The sequence below is a fragment of the Collinsella tanakaei genome, from assembly GCF_016902615.1.
Taxonomy (GTDB): Bacteria; Actinomycetota; Coriobacteriia; order Coriobacteriales; family Coriobacteriaceae; genus Collinsella; species Collinsella tanakaei_A.
The window spans coordinates 115,572-133,192 of the sequence record NZ_JACJMB010000001.1; the positions used below are offsets into that span (position 1 = coordinate 115,572).

At 66.6% G+C, this 17,621-nt stretch carries 16 protein-coding genes; 5 read left to right on the forward strand and 11 right to left on the reverse strand.

Annotation, left to right across the window (positions count from 1 at the left end; translation table 11 throughout):
- Positions 1 to 76: 76 nt before the first annotated feature.
- Positions 77 to 577 carry a pyridoxamine 5'-phosphate oxidase family protein gene (locus tag H6A21_RS00500; RefSeq protein ID WP_239462528.1) on the forward strand — a complete coding sequence of 167 codons (501 nt, stop codon included), beginning with the start codon at positions 77 to 79 and terminating at the stop codon, positions 575 to 577.
- 80 nt (positions 578 to 657) lie between these two features.
- Here H6A21_RS00500 and rpmE read toward each other — a convergent pair whose 3' ends face one another.
- Together rpmE and H6A21_RS00510 are read right to left on the reverse strand one after the other, a co-directional pair.
- Positions 658 to 1,098: a 50S ribosomal protein L31 gene (gene rpmE, locus H6A21_RS00505; RefSeq protein ID WP_204559637.1), complete on the reverse strand. Its 441-nt coding sequence runs from the start codon at positions 1,096 to 1,098 to the stop codon at positions 658 to 660.
- Positions 1,099 to 1,254: 156 nt separating this feature from the next.
- Complete coding sequence (locus H6A21_RS00510) at positions 1,255 to 1,551, reverse strand: hypothetical protein (RefSeq protein ID WP_204559638.1); 297 nt, start codon at positions 1,549 to 1,551, stop codon at positions 1,255 to 1,257.
- 160 nt (positions 1,552 to 1,711) lie between these two features.
- On the opposite strand from H6A21_RS00510, the gene H6A21_RS00515 reads away from it, so the two are divergent.
- The 3 genes from H6A21_RS00515 (at position 1,712) to H6A21_RS00525 (ending at position 3,846) form a co-directional block, all read left to right on the forward strand.
- Positions 1,712 to 1,999, forward strand: coding sequence for an ACT domain-containing protein (locus H6A21_RS00515; RefSeq protein WP_204559639.1), 288 nt, complete (start codon positions 1,712 to 1,714; stop codon positions 1,997 to 1,999).
- A gap of 109 nt (positions 2,000 to 2,108) precedes the next feature.
- Positions 2,109 to 2,981 carry a Cof-type HAD-IIB family hydrolase gene (locus tag H6A21_RS00520; RefSeq protein WP_204559640.1) on the forward strand — a complete coding sequence of 291 codons (873 nt, stop codon included), beginning with the start codon at positions 2,109 to 2,111 and terminating at the stop codon, positions 2,979 to 2,981.
- A gap of 1 nt (position 2,982) precedes the next feature.
- Positions 2,983 to 3,846, forward strand: coding sequence for an HAD family hydrolase (locus tag H6A21_RS00525; protein ID WP_239462529.1), 864 nt, complete (start codon positions 2,983 to 2,985; stop codon positions 3,844 to 3,846).
- A gap of 19 nt (positions 3,847 to 3,865) precedes the next feature.
- Here H6A21_RS00525 and H6A21_RS00530 read toward each other — a convergent pair whose 3' ends face one another.
- The 4 genes from H6A21_RS00530 to H6A21_RS00545 all read right to left on the reverse strand — a co-directional run bounded on the left by H6A21_RS00530 (position 3,866) and on the right by H6A21_RS00545 (position 9,232).
- Positions 3,866 to 4,660: a Cof-type HAD-IIB family hydrolase gene (locus H6A21_RS00530; RefSeq protein WP_204559641.1), complete on the reverse strand. Its 795-nt coding sequence runs from the start codon at positions 4,658 to 4,660 to the stop codon at positions 3,866 to 3,868.
- Between the two features lie 157 nt (positions 4,661 to 4,817).
- Positions 4,818 to 5,225: an adenine deaminase C-terminal domain-containing protein gene (locus H6A21_RS00535; RefSeq protein WP_204559712.1), complete on the reverse strand. Its 408-nt coding sequence runs from the start codon at positions 5,223 to 5,225 to the stop codon at positions 4,818 to 4,820.
- Between the two features lie 165 nt (positions 5,226 to 5,390).
- The gene (tyrS, locus tag H6A21_RS00540) at positions 5,391 to 6,605 is read right to left on the reverse strand and encodes a tyrosine--tRNA ligase (protein WP_204559642.1); all 1,215 of its coding nucleotides are present in this window, start codon (positions 6,603 to 6,605) and stop codon (positions 5,391 to 5,393) included.
- 485 nt (positions 6,606 to 7,090) lie between these two features.
- Complete coding sequence (locus H6A21_RS00545) at positions 7,091 to 9,232, reverse strand: U32 family peptidase (protein WP_204559643.1); 2,142 nt, start codon at positions 9,230 to 9,232, stop codon at positions 7,091 to 7,093.
- Between the two features lie 257 nt (positions 9,233 to 9,489).
- Between H6A21_RS00545 and H6A21_RS00550 the strand changes: the two genes are divergently transcribed.
- Entirely contained in the window at positions 9,490 to 11,910 is a 2,421-nt protein-coding gene (locus H6A21_RS00550) for a transglycosylase domain-containing protein (RefSeq protein WP_204559644.1), read from the forward strand.
- A gap of 334 nt (positions 11,911 to 12,244) precedes the next feature.
- Here H6A21_RS00550 and H6A21_RS00555 read toward each other — a convergent pair whose 3' ends face one another.
- From H6A21_RS00555 to H6A21_RS00575, 5 genes are all read right to left on the reverse strand, one after another.
- Entirely contained in the window at positions 12,245 to 12,682 is a 438-nt protein-coding gene (locus H6A21_RS00555; protein ID WP_204559645.1) for an arginine repressor, read from the reverse strand.
- Between the two features lie 273 nt (positions 12,683 to 12,955).
- A complete protein-coding gene (locus H6A21_RS00560) occupies positions 12,956 to 13,978 on the reverse strand; it encodes a glycosyltransferase family 2 protein (protein ID WP_204559646.1) in 1,023 nt (340 codons plus the stop codon).
- A gap of 243 nt (positions 13,979 to 14,221) precedes the next feature.
- Entirely contained in the window at positions 14,222 to 15,037 is an 816-nt protein-coding gene (gene truA / locus H6A21_RS00565; RefSeq protein ID WP_204559713.1) for a tRNA pseudouridine(38-40) synthase TruA, read from the reverse strand.
- Between the two features lie 88 nt (positions 15,038 to 15,125).
- On the reverse strand, positions 15,126 to 15,929 hold the full coding sequence (locus tag H6A21_RS00570) for an energy-coupling factor transporter transmembrane component T family protein (RefSeq protein WP_204559647.1): 804 nt from the start codon (positions 15,927 to 15,929) through the stop codon (positions 15,126 to 15,128).
- Positions 15,926 to 17,599 carry an ABC transporter ATP-binding protein gene (locus H6A21_RS00575; protein ID WP_204559648.1) on the reverse strand — a complete coding sequence of 558 codons (1,674 nt, stop codon included), beginning with the start codon at positions 17,597 to 17,599 and terminating at the stop codon, positions 15,926 to 15,928. Before H6A21_RS00575 ends, H6A21_RS00570 begins: the two co-directional genes overlap by 4 nt.
- Positions 17,600 to 17,621: the final 22 nt, after the last annotated feature.

The following is a 17,621-nucleotide window of genomic DNA, read 5'->3' on the forward strand; positions in this document are numbered from 1 at the left end:
GCAAGCGGAACCTGTCCGCGCTGATGGGACTAAACTGGGAAGCGAAACCTGACAGGCGGGAGGATGTATGCGTCCGATGAGATTGAGCAAGCGCGAGGTGCGCGATACCGCACGGGTCCGCGAGATCATCGAGAAGTGCCATGTGCTGAGGATCGGGGCCGCCGATGCCGAGGGGATGTTCATCGTGCCCGTGAACTTCGGGTACGAATGGCCGGAAGGCGAGGCGCTCCCCCGCTTCTTCATCCATTCGGCGCGCGAGGGACGCAAGGCTGAGGCGTTTCGCGCCGGAGGCGACGACGGGGCACCAGTCGCCCTCGAGCTTGATATCGACCGGGGCAACATCACCGGGACGTACTCGTGCGCCTGGTCGCGTAGCTACGCGAGCATCATGGCGTCGGGCGCCATCCGCGAGGTGACCGACGAGAGGCAGCGCGACCGCGCCCTCACGCTCCTCATGGCGCGCGCCGCCCCCGGCGCCGAGGCCACGTTCACGCCCGACGGCATGGCCCGCGTCGCCATCTTTCGCATCGACGTCGACCATCTGAGCGCAAAGGAGCGCGCTCCCAAGGATCGCTGAGTCACCTAAGGATGAAAAAAGCCGGTTCCGCATGATGCGGAACCGGCTTTTGTGCCGATACGAATCGGTGCGAGCAGACGCTACTCGGCAGCAGCCTCGGTAGCCTCGGCCTCAGCAGCGGGGGCCTCGGTGGCCTCGTCAGCGGGCTTGTCGGCGGCCTTCTTGGCAGCCTCGGCAGCGGCCTTCTTCTCGTACTCAGCGGCACGCTTGGCCTTAGCGGCAGCCTTGGCCTCACGCTCGGCGGCACGCTTGGCGGCCTCCTCCTCGGCCTTCTTGGCGCGCTCGGCCTTCTTGGCGGCCTCGCGCTCGAGAGCGGCCTGGGCGGCACCGCCGAACTTGTCGGCGAAGCGCTGGACGCGTCCGCCGGTGTCGACGAACTTCTGCTGGCCGGTGTAGAACGGGTGGCACTCGTTGCACAGCTCGACCTGGATCTCGGACTTGGTCGAGCGGGTCTTGAAGGTGTTGCCGCAGCTGCAGCGCACCGTGCACTCGACGTACTCGGGATGGATACCAGACTTCATGGCAGGGCTCCTCTTCTTCGTTGTCCTGGTTACCAATCAGGACATAAGGGGTGTCTTGGTTTCCGACCAAGACAAAACAGCCTGCCTAGAATAGCACAGCGGCGCGCCGGCCACAAAAGGTCCACGCGAACGGCCGCGGCACGGCGGCGCGTGCGCTCAGCCGCGCCTGAGCGCACGCGCGATCGCCGCGATACCGAGCCCGATGACGACGACGCCGAGCGCAACCGAGCAGATCACGTACGCTCCGGCCGTATCGAGGATGGTCGACGTATCGCCGACCTCGGCGACCTGCCGGAACAGCTCGATCGTGATGATGATCGGCGCGAGTGCCACAGCGAAGCTCGCGGGCACGAGGACGAGTGCGGCGCGGGGCCACATGACGCCCGCGATCGCCACGACCACCGCGATCGTGCCCAAGCCGATCTGAAGCGACGTCAGCGTGATGGTCTCCATGGCTCCCTCCCCAATCGGCACCTACCCCCATCCTACCCGCGATCCCCCCTATTCACCCCGACCGCTACGTCTTGTACACAATGCCTGCCCCGGCACGCACGCGCCGCCGCCAATCGGTACAATGGGGTCGCCTGTACACCGCAGAAGAGAAGGGTCACCCATGGCCGAGACCGCATCCAACCGCATCGTCATCACCGTGCTGGGCAAGAACCGCCCCGGCATCGTCGCCGGCGTCACCCGCGTGCTCGGCGAGGCCAACGTCGACATCCGCGACATCACGCAGTCCATCCTGGACGACATCTTCACCATGACCATGCTCGCCGATATCTCCGCCTCCACGCTCGATTTCCATGCGCTGCAGGAGGCGCTCGCCCAGGCCGGCGAGCTCTCCGGCGTCACCGTGAGCGTTCAGCGCGAGGACGTCTTCAACTTCATGTATCGTCTGTAGCGTATACGCCGCTGCAGCAATTGAGTCGTCACCCGACGCGGCGCCCGGCAAGATGCGCCGAGCGCCGCGTCGCCTGCATGAGCCGACGAACAGAAAGGACCATGCGCCTGTGATCGTCTTCTCAGATCTTGACGGAACGCTGCTCACCACGGCCAAAACGGTGTCCGCGGCCACCTGGCGCGCCCTCGACGCGCTCGCGGGGCGCGGCTTCGATTTCGTCCCCTGCACCGGCAGGCCGCTCGCGGGCGTCGCCGCCGAGCTGCTTGCGCACCCGGCGGTCCGCTACGTCGTGAGTGCCAACGGCGCGACCGTGTCCGAACTCGCCGAAGACGACCCCACGGCGGCCAGTGCGCACACGATCCACAGCGCCCTGCTCGACCGCGCACGCGCCCTCGCGGTGCTCGATATCGCCCGCGACTACGACGTGACGTTCGATGTGTTCGCCGACGGCTGCAACTACCTGCGCCGCGACCTGTACGAGCGCCTGGACGAGTTCATGAGCGAACCGGATATCCTGAAGTCGATGATCGATACGCGCATCCCCGTCGACGAGGATGCGGGGGTGACCATCCGCCGCGTTCGCGACCTCGAGCGCGTCTCCATGTATTGGAAGGACCCGGCGGACCGCGATGCGATCCTGTCGAGGCTCGCGACGCTTCCCGGCGTCGACATCACGCGCTCCTACCCCACGAATATCGAGGTCATGGCGAAGGGCGCGTCCAAGGGTTCGGCACTCGCCTGGCTCTGCGCGCATCTCGACCTCGACACGCGCGAGGCCGTCGCATTCGGCGACAACATGAACGATATCGAGATGATCCGCTGCGCAGGCACCGGTGTGGCGGTCGCGAACGCCGAGGCCGAGGTGCGCGCCGCGGCGGATCTCGTGTGCGCGACGAACGATGGGGATGGCGTGGCGCGCACGATCATGGACCTGCTTGCGCGCAGCGCAAGCGCAACCGAGGAGGCAACCGAGGAGAACTGAGATGGACCGCATGCCGACAATCGTCTTCTCCGACATGGATGGGACGTTTCTCACCACGGACAAACGTATAAGCGACATCGCCTGGCGCGCGCTCGATGCGCTCGCGCAACGGGGCATCCCCTTCGTGCCCTGCACGGGCCGGCCGATGAGCGGCCTGCCGGCCGAGCTGCTGGCGCATCCCGCCGTGCACCATGCCATCAGCGCAAACGGGGCATCCGTCTTCGAGCTCGACGGTTCGGGCGGCGATATCGACGACGCCCATCTCATCCACTCCGTGCCGCTCGGGGCCGAACGCGCCCTCGCCGTGTGGGACATCGTGCGCGGGCGCGACGCCACGTTCGACATCTTCGCCGGCGGACGCACCTATCTTGCACGCGCGCTGTTCGACCGCCTGCCGGACATCATTCCCGACAAGGCGACCCTAAAGCTCATCCAGCAGGTCCGCACACCGGTCGACGAATCGCCCGAGCAGACCATCGCGCGCGTCGGCGAGATCGAGCGGGTGGGCATCTACTGGCACCGCGAGCGCGACCGCGACGAGATCGCGGAGGGGCTGCGCACGGTCCCGGGCATCGTCGTCACCCGTTCCCATCCGACCAACATCGAGATCATGGCGGAAGGCGCCACCAAGGGAACCGCGCTCGCCTGGCTTTGCAACCACCTCGGCATCGACGCGCGCGGCGCCCTCGCGTTCGGCGACAGCTTGAACGACATCCCCATGCTCGAGGCAGCCGGTGCGGGCGTCGCGGTCGGTAACGCGGAGCCCGAGGTGCGCGCGGCGGCGGACCTCGTCGTGGCGGCGAATGACGAGGACGGCGCCGCACGCGAGATCATCGCGCGCCTCTCGGGCGACACGACAGCGTAGCGCCCGTCTGCACCGCGCCCTACTTCAGGCTCTCCAGAACGCGGCGCATCTCGGCTTGCACCGCATGGTCGCGGTTGCGCCCCACGACGCGATCGGCGACGGCACGCAGGGCGGCACGCCCGTTTTCCATGGCGCAGCCGCACCCGACCAGGCGGATGATCTCGTAGTCGTTCATGGAGTCGCCGAAGGCCATGACCTCATCGGGCGCGATGCCGTAGTGGTCCATGATCTGCTGGATGCCCGTCGCCTTCGACACCCCGCGCTGCATCGCGTCGATCCAGGCGTTACCCGAGGGTGCGAAGACGAACTCGTCGCCGAGTTCGCGCTCGAGCACGTAGGCGTAGTCCATCACCGCCCCGTCATCGCAGAAGATACTCGCCTTGATGATGCTCGCGTCGGCCGCCGGCAGCTCGACGATGCGCTCGACGTTCGGCAGATCCTTGTCCACCTCGCGGACGAATTTATCCTCGTCGTCGAGCAGGAAGGACTTCGCCCGGTCGAACAGCGCCAGATGCAGGCAGGGAAACATCGCCACGGTCCGAGCGAGCCGCACGATACCCAGATGGGAGTAGACCTCGCGGTCGACCATACGCCCCCCGGCATACACCTGCGCGCCGTTCGACGCCACGAAATCCATCTCGTCGCGCACCGGCTCGAAGAACTCGCACAGCCGGTCATAGCGCCTGCCGGACGACGCGGCGAAGCGCACGCCGTGCTCGCGCAGCGCGCGGATGAGCTCGTAGGTCTCGGGTGGCACCTCGCCGCACTCGTCGAGCAGGGTGCCGTCCATATCGGAAGCGATCAGTTTGATCATAGGGTGAAGCTCCTTATCCATCGTTCACGCAAACCTTCTGATGGATGTACCCGCGCCGGCGCCGGCGGACACCGAGACGGACGCTTCCTGACCGAACTATGACAATAGCGCGCCCGGCGGGACGAGAGGCGGCGATGCCGCCGGGCGCGCAGGCGTCCTACATGTAGGAGAACGTCGAGACGTTGAACATGCCCTCGGGCCGGATGCGCAGCACGGGGATAACCAGCAGCGGCAGGAATATCACGCCCATGATCGGATCGAGCGGCGGCAGCACGCCCATCTCGCGCGCCGCCCTCTCGAAGGCGGCATGCTCCGCCGCCACCTCCTCGGCGCGCTTGTCGCTCATAAGGCCGCCGAGCGGCAGGTCGATGCGGGCGACCACGCGCCCCGCGCGCACAAGCACATGCCCACCCTGACCGAGAGCCCGCACCGCGGCGAGCATGTCATCGGGGTTATCGCCCACCACGCAGACGTTGTGCGAGTCATGACCGATCGTCGAGGCGATCGCCCCGCCGGCAATCGGGTAGCCGCGCACCCATCCGCGCCCGATGTGGTGGCCGACCAGGCCGAGGCCCGCCGGGCCGTCTCCGTCCGCACCCGCCGCCCCGGCACCGCACGCATCCGCATCGGCAAACCGGCCCGCCGGCTACGGGAAGGACCCGTCCCCAAACGCATCGGGCCCCGCACGCAGCGGGGCCCGGTCGCAATGCTTGGCTCTCTTTTCGCTTCGCTACACGAGGCGCGCGTACTTGCGCTTGCCCACCTGCAGAACACAGCCCGCCGGCAGCATCGACGGGTCGATGTTGTAGCTCTTCGGCTCGACCGGCTTCTGGTCGATCTTCACGCCGCCGCCGTCGATGAGGCGACGCGCCTCGCCCGTGGAGGGCGCGAGGCCCGCATCCTTGAGGACCGCCGCGAGGTAGATCTTGCCCTCGTCGTTCGGCGTGAGGTCGACGTGCACCTCAGCGATATCCTCGGGCAGCTGCGACTCCTTGAACACGCGATCGAACGCCTCCTCGGCGGCAACTGCATCCTCGGCGCTGTGGTAGGCGGTGATGATGTTGCGAGCCAGGGCGCGCTTGAGCGCATAGGGGTCGGCGGTGCCGTCGGCGAGCGCGCGGTCGATCTCGTCGACCTCGTCAACGGAAAGGGTCGAGGCGAGGCGGTAGTACTTGCCGATCATCTCGTCGGGGATGGACATGGTCTTGCCGAACATGTCCGCCGGCTCGTCGGTCAAGCCGATGTAGTTGCCGTAGGACTTGGACATCTTGCGCACGCCGTCGGTGCCCTCGAGCAGCGGCATGGTGAGCGCGACCTGCGGCTCCATGCCCATCTTCTCCATGAGCTCGCGGCCGGCGAGCAGGTTGAAGAGCTGATCGGTGCCGCCCATCTCGACGTCGGCCTCGATCTTCACGGAGTCGAAGGCCTGCATCACGGGGTAGAGGAACTCGTGCAGCGCGATCGGAGTCTGGGACTGGTAGCGCTTCGTGAAGTCGTCGCGCTCAAGGATGCGCGCCACGGTGAACTTGGAGCACAGCTCGAGCATGCCCTTAAGGTCAAGCGACAAGATCCAGTCGCCGTTGTGGACGATGGTCGTCTTCTCTGGGTCGAGGATCTTCATGGCCTGAGAGACGTAGGTCGCGGCGTTGGCCTCGACCTGATCCTGCGTGAGCTGCGGGCGCGTGGTGTTCTTGCCGGACGGATCGCCGATCATCGCGGTGCCGTTGCCGATGATGAGGGTGACCTTGTGGCCCAGGTCTTGGAACTGGCGCATCTTGCGCAGGGGCACCGCATGGCCCAGGTGCAGGTCGGGGCTCGTGGGGTCGACGCCCAGCTTGATGTTGAGCGGCACGCCGCGCTCGAGCTTCTTCCTCAGGTCCGCCTCGGGCACGATCTGCGCCGCACCGGACGTGATGATGCGCATCTGCTCATCGACTGGAAGCATGGCTGCATCCTCCTTGACATCGTTAGCACCCTCGCCCGCAGAAGGGGGGCGGTGCTTGGTAGCACATAACCGTATTAGTGTAGCCGAGTTACCGGGCGGGAGCCCCAAAATCGCGAGGTGCACGCAAACCCGCCGTTTCACGCGGTTTTATTCAGGGCGAAAAGGTGGCCCTCCCCCCGCCCTGGTGTCCACTGGACAAAAACGGTCTGAGTGGGACTTCACACCGCTGCGATGGGTTTCTATTGCCCACGAAGTTGCGATAATTACTCATCAATCTGAAATAATAGAGCTGATAATAAGTGATAACTATTCATCGCTCAATGAGGACGTACGCAGTGCCGCGCTGCATACGTCCCACTCAACGCGTTTTTGTCCATCGGGCGACAAGACTGCCACTCGGAAGGGCCCGATCGGCGCGGTTATCGCGGCCGCATCGGTGCTGGCAGGCATGACGCCCCGTGCAACGCAGACAATGCGGACCCCGCCTATGCGCGACAGGCGCGCCAGATGCGGTCGCGCTCGCACGACAGCTCGTCCAGCACGCACGCAAGCTCATCCTCATCGAGCAGCTCGCCGTCGACCAGCAAGCTCCCGATGCCCGTCCCCACGAGGGCCCCCAGCATGTCCCGGCGGTCGAGTGGAGACGCGTTAAAGATGCGCGTCCGCCCATGCGCATCCACCCGTACCGGCAGGCGCGTGCCATCGGCCTCCACGAGGAAGCGCTGTGCGCGCCGGCGCGCGCATGCGGCATGGTCGCCATCGCAGGCCCCCTCTGCCGTGAGCAGGCAGTGCTCGCAGACCATGAGCTGCGCCGCCCCGTAAGCGAGCGCGCCGCAACTGCGCGTGGGAGCGGCCTCGATGACCGCTCGCAGCTCGTCACAAGAGAGCTCGTCGGGCAACCAGACGCGACGGGCGCCGAGGTCGCGCAGCCAGCGCACCGTCTCACTGTTCGTAGCGGACACGGGGGCTGCGACCTCGAAGGTCGCGCCCTCCTCGAGCGCGATCTGGAGCGCACCGAGGTTGCGGCACACCACCGCCGACGCGGCTCGGCACCAGGCGCGCACGCGTGCCTCGTCGCACGCGCGGCAGACCTCATCCAGAATCACCGTCATACCCGAAAGCGGCCAAGAGACATCCGGCAGCTCGACAAGGGTCGACGCGCGAACGTACACCCGGTGGACACGGGGGTCATCCCGATAGGCCCGCGCCTCTGCCGGGGTGCACACGATCACGGATACCGCTGGTGGACAGTCGCGCAGCCCGGGGCCGGGCTTCGCCGCCGCCGACACATGCGCCGGGGCCTCCCCCGTGGTGCGCATCGCCCCAGGAACCGACCTGTCGCAAACAGATGGGTCCGCCTCCAGCTCAGCGCGCATCGCTGCCACCGCGCCATTGGCGTCCGCACGCACGCGCGCGCTTGCCGTGAGATACACCGGGCTGCCCGGCGCCACGCGGCGCTTGCATCGCACGCGGATGCGCTCGCCGGCAGCTGCGTCGACCTCGCAGGGCACAAGCGGCCAGCGCGCGGGGACGTCCGCGGCGGCGTCGGCGGGCAGGATGGTCCTGATCTCGAGCGTGTCACCCGCGCCCACGGCTCCCTCGAGCTCGATCACGACCTCGTGATGCCCGCGCTCGACCACCGTGCCCACGCGCACCCCCTGGTTGATCGCGCGCTCGAAGCTCATGAGCTCGGCACCGGACGCGCCCTGCAGGTAGGCGTCGGTAAAGCCGCGGTTGAACGAGCGGCCGAGCTGCTCGAGAAGCGCGGTCGCCGCCTCGCCTTCCATGGGTGCGCCTGCCGCCAGGGCATCGAGCGCAGCGCGGTAGGTTCTCACGACGTTGTACACGTAGTCGGGATTCTTCATGCGCCCCTCGATCTTGAGGGCGGCAACGCCTGCGCGCACGAGCTCGGCAAGATGGGCGACGGAGACGTAATCGCGTGGGCAGAGCAGCCGATCGCCCGTCACCTGGACGCGCGAGCCCCCTTGCGCATCCACCAGGTCATAGGACAGGCGGCAGGGCTGCGTGCAGTCGCCCCGATTCGCCGAACGGCCCCGGCGCAACGCCGAGAACGTGCACGCGCCCGAATAGCAGATGCAGATCGCCCCGTGGCAGAACACCTCGATGTCCACGCCCGTCGCGCACAGCGCCGCAATCTCGTCGACCGAAAGCTCACGAGCGCACGTCACGCGCTCCACGCCGAACTCGCGGGCCGCCAGACGCGCGCCCGCCGCCGACACGACGCCCGCCTGGGTCGACAGATGAAGCTCCACCTCGGGCAGGCGGCAGCGCACGAGGCGCGCGAAGCCGGCGTCGGCGACAATCAGCGCGTCCGCCCCAGCGGCCATCGCGCGTTGCGCGAGCGCGCACGCGTCCTCGAGCTCGCTTTCGCGCATATACACGTTCTCCGTCACATAGACGCGCACGCCGTGGGCGTGAGCGCACGAGCAGGCGCGCGCGAAGTCGTCGAGCGCAACCGGGCGGGCGGCGGCGCGGGCGTTGAGCGCGCCGAGTCCGATATAGACGGCATCGGCACCCGCCGCCACCGCGGCGAGCAGCGCGTCGACAGAACCCGCCGGCGCCAAGAGCTCGGGCAAGCGCACCGGGCGCCCGCGATTCTCGTGCATGCTGTCCTCCCATGATCGGCAGCGCGGCGCAACCCTGCGAATGCGGCGCCTCCTTGCGCCTCAACTATCCCTTCTTCAGGCGGTATGCGCCGCGCCCACCATATGCAGTCGGTCTGAAATTTGGTTCACTCCCAGCATACACGAGCCCTACGCGCCCCCCATACGGTAATGTGTTCTTACTTATGCGCACACAATCGACGTGCGTTCACGAAGCGGTGCCGCCGCACCGCCATCCGTCCAACGATTGGAGATGCAGTATGGGTCCACGCGAGCGCTCGACACGCCGTCGCTCCAAAACGCATACCCTTCCCGTCATCATCGGTTCGTTTTTCGGGTTCTTCCTGATCCTGTGCGTTGCCTTCGGCATCGGCATGGTCGGCAACGTCACGCAGTGGCTGAGCGACCTGCCCGATTACACCAACGCCGACAATTACCTGGCATCTGAGCCCACGAGCATCCAGGATGCCTACGGCAACGAGATCGCGAGCCTCTACATCCAGAACCGCGATGTCGTGGATTTCGACCAGATCTCGCCCTATGCCCTCACCGCCATCGTCGACGTTGAGGACGAGCGCTTCTACGAGCACCCCGGCGTCGACCTCATCGGCATCATGCGCGCCGTGGTGAGCCAGCTCACCGGCGGCTCACAGGGCGCCTCCACCATCACGCAGCAGCTCGTGCGCAACACGATCCTGTCCGAGGAGCAGTTCGACGACACCATCGAGCGCAAGGTGCGCGAGGCGTGGATCGCCCTGCAGATGGAGAAGATCTTCTCCAAGGAAGAGATCCTCACCATGTATCTCAACACCGTGTACTACGGGCACGGCGCTTACGGCATCCAGGCTGCGGCCAAGACCTATTTCTCCAAGAACGCCATTGACCTCACCCTCGGCGAGGCGACGCTGCTTGTCGGCCTGCCCAACGCCCCGGACTACCTCGACCCCACCAAGAACCCCGAGGGTGCCATGGAGCGCCGTGCCGTCGTCCTGTCCGCGATGCTGCGCCTGGGCCACATCAACCAGGAAGAGTACGACGCGACCGTAAACGAGCCCATCACGCTCAACGTCAGCGAGCAGCCCGTCAACGGCACGCTCGCCTATCCTTACTTCGTCGACTACGTGAAGAGCCTGCTGTCCGAGGAGTTCTCCACCGACGTGCTGTTCGCCGGCGGCCTTACCATCAAGACGACCATCGACCCGACCATCCAGGCCGCGGCAGAACAGGCTGCCTACGAGCGAATGGACTATCTCGACGCCGACGATCTCGAGGTCGGCATGACGGTGCTCGACCCCGACACCGGCTACATCCTGGCCATGGTGGGCGGTCGCGACTACTACAAGGACGACAAGCACATCAACCATGCGACGAGCCGCCGCTCGACCGGTTCGGCGTTCAAGGCGATCACGCTTGCCGCCGCCATCACCGACGGTATGGACCCCAACACGCGCATCGACTGCTCCTCCCCCATGGTCATCGAGCCCTACTACACCGCTGACGGCCCGCTGCAGAACTACGGCAACCACGACTACGGCGTGTGCACCTTAGCGCGCGCGACCGCCCTGTCCTCCAACACGGGCTTCGTGCAGGTCGCTCTCGCTATCGGAAACAACAAAATCATCGATATGGCCGACAAGCTCGGCATCGACACCGACGCTGCCGGCATGGATCCCACCGCGGCTTCCCTCACCCTGACCGGCGGCTCGTACGGCTGCTCCACCGCCGAGATGGCCGAGGCGTTCTCCACGTTCGCCGCGGGCGGAGAGCATCGCGGCACGGTCGCCATCACCGAGATCACGAACCGCGACGGCGACGTCCTCTACCAGCACGCCGACTCACCCGAGCGCGTCATGACCACCGGCGAGGCCGAGGCCATCAACGAGGTCCTCGAGGGCGTCATGACCGGCTCCGGAACGGGCATCTACGGCTATCCCTACGAGATCGACCAGCCCGTCGCAGGCAAGACCGGCACGGCCGGTACGGCGAGCGACACGACCGACCTGTGGTTCGTGGGCTATACCCCTCAGCTCGCCTGCGCCATCTGGGTCGGCCACTCCAACAGCAACGCGCCCATCTCCGGCCTTGGCACGGCCGACACCGTCCTGCCGATCTTCGAGAACTTTATGAACTCGACGCTGGCAGATGCCGAGCGCGAGGAGTTCCCCGAGGGCGACGATCCCGATTACAAGAACGCCGACGAGTGGGACTTCGAGGGCGGCAACTACGGCAGCGGTAGCCGCTGGAGCAACGACGAGGGCGAAGAGACGGAGGAGCCCGCTGAAGAGGGCACGGCACATACCACTCCCTCCGATACGCAACAGACCCCTGAGACCCAGAACCCGACGACGCCGACGGACCCGAATGCCGGTGGCGGTAACAACGGCACCACCGGTGGCAACAGCGGCGGCAACGGAGGAAACACGGGTGGCGGCACCGGCGGCAACACCGGCGGCAACACCGGCGGCAACACCGGCGGCAACACCGGCGGCAACACCGGCGGCAACACCGGCGGCGGCACGGGCGACAACTCTGGCGGCAATAGCGGCACCGGAGAAGGCACCGGCGGCGGATCGGATGACGGCAGCACCGGCGGTGGGACCGAGCCCACACCCACGCCGGACCCCACGCCGACACCGGAACCTACCCCGACACCTGATCCCACCACGCCTGCGGCTTCATAGCGATCGCAGCGCCTAAGCAATCTGAAAAGCGCCCCGAGAGTCTCGGGGCGCTTTCTTCATGAAAGTACCCCTCCCTCTCCGGAAGTCCGACGTTGGAAGATGAGCGCGCAGGGGCCCTTCCCCCATGGAGAGCGCGTCGCCGTACATGCGCGATAGAAAAACGCGGCGCCCCGCATACACCGGGGCGCCGCGTACCTATTCAGCCCGACGTATATCGTCTGCGCGCTCAGCGCGAAGCGCGCCAGCGGATGAAATACCACACAAGGAGGGCGACCAGGGCAATCGGTAACAAAATGACCAGCGAGAGAACGAGGATATGGATGGCTGCAATCATCTACTTGCGCACGCTCCTCAGCTTGCCAATCATGTTCTCCAAGCGCTCTCCGTCTTCAGCGGTACGCGCGATCACGAGAATCGTGTCGTTTCCCGCCAGCGACCCGAGCACATCGGGCAGCTCGGCGGCGTCGATAGCGGCGGCGATACCCGACGCGGTGCCCGGCTGGGCCTTCACCAACACGAGGTTGTCGGCACGTGCGACCTCAACCACGAGCTCGGACACCATACGCTGCAGGTGGAGATCCTCTGCGAGCACATACACGCCCTCGGGGAGTTTGCGAAGCCCCATGTCTGCAATATCACGGGAAACTGTCGCCTGTGTACAGTCGAACCCGCTTGCCTTGAGCTCGTCTACAAGCATGCGCTGGGTCCGCACGTCCTTCTCGCGGACGATTTCACGAATCGCATCCTGGCGACCGTTGCGCTTTTTAGCCATGGGACCTGTCCCTCCCTCGTAATCCACTGCGCTAAACACGTCGATATCAAACTGTACTCGCATGGCGACTTTTCGGTCGATAACCGATGGATGATTTAACAGTTATGACTCATATCAACGATTTTTTGCGTAGTTTATCAAATGCAGATGCATAGTTCAGCCCAAAGCGGGATAGCTTCTGCATACTAACACGAAGCACCCGACACGCCCGACGCACAGTGTGCGGTCGCAGCCCTACAGCACCCTCTAAGCAGGGACTATCGGTTCTTGAGATCAGAGTATGAAGCCGAGCGGCAGATGGGAGATACGCACAAGCTCGCGCAGACGAGCACCCATGCAGCACCCCGCGGCATTGCGGCGCGACATGGGACGGTACATGATGCCAAACTCGGACGATGCGTCCTCCACGGCGGCCAGAGAATCGCGCACGTCGGCGTCGTCGATCATGGTCTGCACGCGATCGAGCCGCTCGGATGCGGAAATGGCCGAGCTTCCGATGCTCGCGTTGTCGATACAGGCGATCAGGTCGCGCACATGCTTGCGGTGCACGGGCGCCACGATGGCGGGGTCGCCATCGGCGCCGCGGGAGCGCAGCAGGTCCATCATGAGCCGATGCTCATGGGCGCATTGCCTCGCGAACGCGGGGTCGAACGGGGCGGCAGCGCCACTCGCGTACGCCGCATCGTGATAGAGCGGACCGTCGACGACGCCGACACGGTGCGCGTCGGCGAAGCACGCGAGGACGAAGGCGAACCCGCCATCGCGCTCGGACGTCAACAGGCCGCCGTGCTCGCGCGCGCTCTCGCGCATGAGCACCGTGCCGTACGCATCGCTTAGTAACCCCTCTTCATACAGGAGCGCAGCCACCCCGGCCAGGTCGTCATCGGCACCCCACGTGCGCTGCGCCACACGACGCTTGCGCGTCGACGCGAGATGACCCTTGCCATCATATGAATCGTCCGAGCGGCTCAAAAAGACGATATCGGGCGCGTCGCCATCCACCAGGGCGTGCACGGTCTCAAGGGCACCGGGGGCAAGCCAGCCCTCCTGGCGCAGCATGAGCACGCGCGGGCTGCGTGCCCGCTCGATCGCGCTCACGAGTCCGGCAGCGATATCGTCATCGTCGCGCTCGATCAGCTCCACCCGGATGTCGCGGTCGTGGAAGCTCTGCATGAGCGCGGGCGTGCGGTCCGTCGACGCGCAGTCGACGAGCATGAGCTCGAGGTCGGCATACGACTGGTTGAGAACGCTTTCCACCGAGCGCGCAAAATGCCCCGCGCCGTCATGCACTGCCATGACAACGGATATACCCGGACATCTTGGAACGCGATGGGCCACGTCTGCCTCCCGATGATACTGCCATTGCTGACAATGGTAGCATCGCGCAGGTGACGCAACGATTCGCCCCGCGCCCGCTCACGGCAAGCACAGATGTTGCACACTCGCCCACCACAGCTTTGCCATCTTCTCGCGCCCGTGCGGCAGCATCGGTGCCGCGTGCGCCGGGACGTTGGCGGTCGGCGGCCAATTGGAGCCGTCCTACGGGCAGCGCACCAGCGCCCCCTCGTCGTAAGCGACGTCCATGAAGCACAGGCCGCATGCCGGAGCCGTGGGACCGGCCGCCGCGCGGTCGCAGGCCGCCAGCACCTCATCGATCCATGCCGGCTCGCGCCGATGGCACCCCACCTCCACGAGCGTGCCCACGATGGTGCGCACCATGGAGTGCAGGAAGGCGTTGCCGCGGATGGTGAACGCCAGGCATTCCTCCCCCAGGCTGCATTCGCGCGCAAAGGAGACCGCCTGGACGCAGCGGTGCGTCGGTCGTCCGATAGCCGACGAGGTCTTGCAGAAGCTCTTGAAATCGCGCTCGCCCACGAGGCGCTGGGCGGCGTCATCCATCGCCGCGACGTCGAGCGGCCAACGGTGCCACCACGTGACGGAGCGCGTCAGCAGAGGCGGCGCGTCGCCTGTCGCGATGCGATACGTATAGGTGCGCGAGCGGGCGTCGAAGCGCGCCGAGAACCCCGGGGCGGCATGGAAGACCTCTGACACGGCGATATCGTGCGGCAGCAGCGCGGGAAACGCGCGCATCCAGCGCGAGCGCGGCACGGCGAGCTCATCTGCGGTCACCGGGATACTCACGTACTGCCCGACCGCATGCACGCCGGCATCGGTGCGGCCCGCGCAGGTGAGCTCGATGGGGCGCCGCAAGAACACCTCGAGCGCACGGCGGACCTCACCGGCGACCGTGGTCTCCGTCGGTTGCTCGGCGAAGCCCGCATAGGCGCTCCCGTCGTAGCCGAGACGCAGCACGAGCGTGCCGTCGAGCGACGAGGCGTCCTCCTCCCGATGCATCCCACGCGAGGAGGTCTGTTCGGCATCCATCTGCTCTTCCATCATGACTCCGTATCTCTGCGCGCGGGTCTTTAAGCCGCGCGGGCGATCAGTGCAACAGGCGCGCCAGGACCGGCAGGGCGCAGCACAGCGCAAGGCCAGCCGCCAGCACCCAGCGGTCGCGCGCGGCCAGCGGGACGCGCGGGCCCATAGCGTCCGCGCTCTCAGCATAGCATCGCGCCGCCATGGACTCACCGAGCCGATCGGCCCGGCGAAACAGCCGGACCACCAGAGGCGTCAGCACCGATGCCCACGAGCGAATGCGCGCGATAAGCCCGCCGTCGTCGAAGTCGACACCGCGGGCGCGCTGGGCGAGCTTGATGCGGAAGAACTCCTCCGAGACGATCGGGATGAACCGCAGGGCGAGCGAGAGCATCAGGCCGATATCGGCCACGGGGACACCCAGGCGCGCGAGCGGGCGCATAAGGCGCACGCAGCCGTCGGCGAGCTGCGGAGGCGTGGTGGATGACGACACGGCGAGCGCGAGGCCGAGCAAAATGACGATGCGCGCGACGGCCGTAAAGCCGCGCTGCGCGCCCGCCGGATCGAGGCCGACCGGCCCCGCGATCGGAATCGAGCCGTGACCGTCGAGCGCCAGCGCGTTGGCGATCAAGGTGAATGCGAGAATGAACACAACCGGCACGAGCGCGCGCAGGTGATCGCGCACCTTCATCCCGCTTGCCCACACGACACCGACGAGCACCGCCGCCCATGCGGCAAGGGTCCACGCCGCCTGCGACAAGAACAGCGATACGGTGGCGGCGAGCAGCAGCGCGAGCTTCACGCGCGCATCGATGCGGGCAGCGGGCGTGTCGGCTGACACGAACGAGCCCAACGGCGTAAACGACGTCATGCGCGCACCTCCCCCAGCGCCGCCCGGATGCGATGGGCGAGCTCGAATGACAGCGGGGGTCGCATGCCGGCCGATGCGAACGCGTCCGCATCGGCGCTAAGGTCAGCAGGTGTCCCCTCCCACACGACAGCACCGGCGGCCATGAGGACGACCCGATCGACCTCCGCCGCCCACTCCTCAAGATCATGGCTGATGACGACCACCGCGCATCCGCGCTCGGCGCACGCGCGGACCACGCGGTGCAGCGACCGCCTACCGTCCGCATCGAGGCCGGCCGTCGGCTCATCGAACAGGTAGGCGCCCGACGCGAGCGACAGGACCGACGCGATGGCCACGCGGCGCGCCTGGCCGCCGGACAGGTCGAAGGGATACCGATCGAGCAGGTCGTCTTCGAGTCCCACGAGCTCTGCAGCCATGCGAACGGATGCGGAAACCTGCGTCTCCGACGCCCCGAGATTCCGCGGGGCGAACGCGATCTCGTCGCGAACGCTCTCGCAGAACAGCTGGTCCTCAGGGCGCTGGAAGGCGATACCCACCGCTCCCGGTCGAAGCGGCGCGCCATCGAGCGTCACCGTCCCGGACCGCGCCTCATAGAGACCCGCGGCGACGCAGGCGAGCGTCGATTTCCCTGAACCCGAGCGACCGGCAAGCAGCACGACCTCACCGCCGCGCACCCCGAGCGAGACGTCACGGAGCACACAGGCATCGCGATCGTACGCGAAATCGATCCGCGACAGAACCAGACGTTCGTCTGCACGCTCAAGACGCTCCCCCTGTCCCCATCCTCGGGGCATGAGAGCCCGCAAAACGCTCTCTAGAGACGCAGTCGGTACCCGAGCCTGCCCAATGGCCGCAAGAAGCCACGATACGGCATCTGAGGGCGCGACGCCGACATCTTCCGGCAAGCCCGCCGCGATGCACGCGCGCACCGCGCGTGCACATGGATCCTCGACCACCGTGGCATCCCACAGGGCACCATGTCCACCGATAAACGATGCGGGCGACCCGGAAAACACAACACGGCCGGCATCGAGCACGATGACGCGATCGGAGACGAGTATTTCAAGCGGGTCATGCGTCACCTGGATGACGCCGAGCCCCTCATCGTGCGCAAGATGATCCACAAGCGCACGCATGCCGGGGCGGGCGCACGAATCAAGCATGGAGGTGGCCTCATCGAGCACGATATACGCCGGCTCCATGGCGAGAATGCCCGCAATCGCGAGCAGCTGCTGCTGGCCTCCCGAAAGCGCCTGCGTATCATGCGCGCCAGTGTGCGAAAGGCCGACGACATCCAGAGCGCGTGCGACGCGACGGCTGACCTCATCGGGGGCGAGCCCGAGGTTTCTCGGGCCGAACGCCACCTCGTCGGCAACCAAGGTCGACACGAGCTGGTCTGAGGGGTGCTGCTGCACAAAGCCGACACGACGCCTGACCTCTCGACGCTCACGGTCCCCCGTAGCGGGATCGATACCGTCCACGGCAACGGAACCCTCGTCGGCAAGCGTCATCGCGCAGAGGAGCCGCGCGAGCGTCGACTTGCCCGAGCCGTTGGCACCGACGAGTGCCACGACTTCTCCGGGAACAAGCGAAACCGAGGCCCCATCGAGTGCCGCGACCTCATCGTCGCCGGCACCGAAGCGCACGACGGCATCTGTGACCTCGATCACGCAAGACCCCCTCACCATAAGG

What these genes read in the sequence shown, in the direction of transcription:
- H6A21_RS00500 (WP_239462528.1), top strand. Translation starts at nt 77, where the DNA reads ATGAGATTGAGCAAGCGCGAGGTGCGCGATACCGCACGGGTCCGCGAG.
- rpmE (WP_204559637.1), bottom strand. Translation starts at nt 1,098, where the DNA reads ATGAAGTCTGGTATCCATCCCGAGTACGTCGAGTGCACGGTGCGCTGC.
- H6A21_RS00510 (WP_204559638.1), bottom strand. Translation starts at nt 1,551, where the DNA reads ATGGAGACCATCACGCTGACGTCGCTTCAGATCGGCTTGGGCACGATC.
- H6A21_RS00515 (WP_204559639.1), top strand. Translation starts at nt 1,712, where the DNA reads ATGGCCGAGACCGCATCCAACCGCATCGTCATCACCGTGCTGGGCAAG.
- H6A21_RS00525 (WP_239462529.1), top strand. Translation starts at nt 2,983, where the DNA reads ATGGACCGCATGCCGACAATCGTCTTCTCCGACATGGATGGGACGTTT.
- H6A21_RS00530 (WP_204559641.1), bottom strand. Translation starts at nt 4,660, where the DNA reads ATGATCAAACTGATCGCTTCCGATATGGACGGCACCCTGCTCGACGAG.
- tyrS (WP_204559642.1), bottom strand. Translation starts at nt 6,605, where the DNA reads ATGCTTCCAGTCGATGAGCAGATGCGCATCATCACGTCCGGTGCGGCG.
- H6A21_RS00545 (WP_204559643.1), bottom strand. Translation starts at nt 9,232, where the DNA reads ATGCACGAGAATCGCGGGCGCCCGGTGCGCTTGCCCGAGCTCTTGGCG.
- H6A21_RS00550 (WP_204559644.1), top strand. Translation starts at nt 9,490, where the DNA reads ATGGGTCCACGCGAGCGCTCGACACGCCGTCGCTCCAAAACGCATACC.
- H6A21_RS00555 (WP_204559645.1), bottom strand. Translation starts at nt 12,682, where the DNA reads ATGGCTAAAAAGCGCAACGGTCGCCAGGATGCGATTCGTGAAATCGTC.
- H6A21_RS00560 (WP_204559646.1), bottom strand. Translation starts at nt 13,978, where the DNA reads ATGGCAGTGCATGACGGCGCGGGGCATTTTGCGCGCTCGGTGGAAAGC.
- truA (WP_204559713.1), bottom strand. Translation starts at nt 15,037, where the DNA reads ATGCATCGGGAGGAGGACGCCTCGTCGCTCGACGGCACGCTCGTGCTG.
- H6A21_RS00570 (WP_204559647.1), bottom strand. Translation starts at nt 15,929, where the DNA reads ATGACGTCGTTTACGCCGTTGGGCTCGTTCGTGTCAGCCGACACGCCC.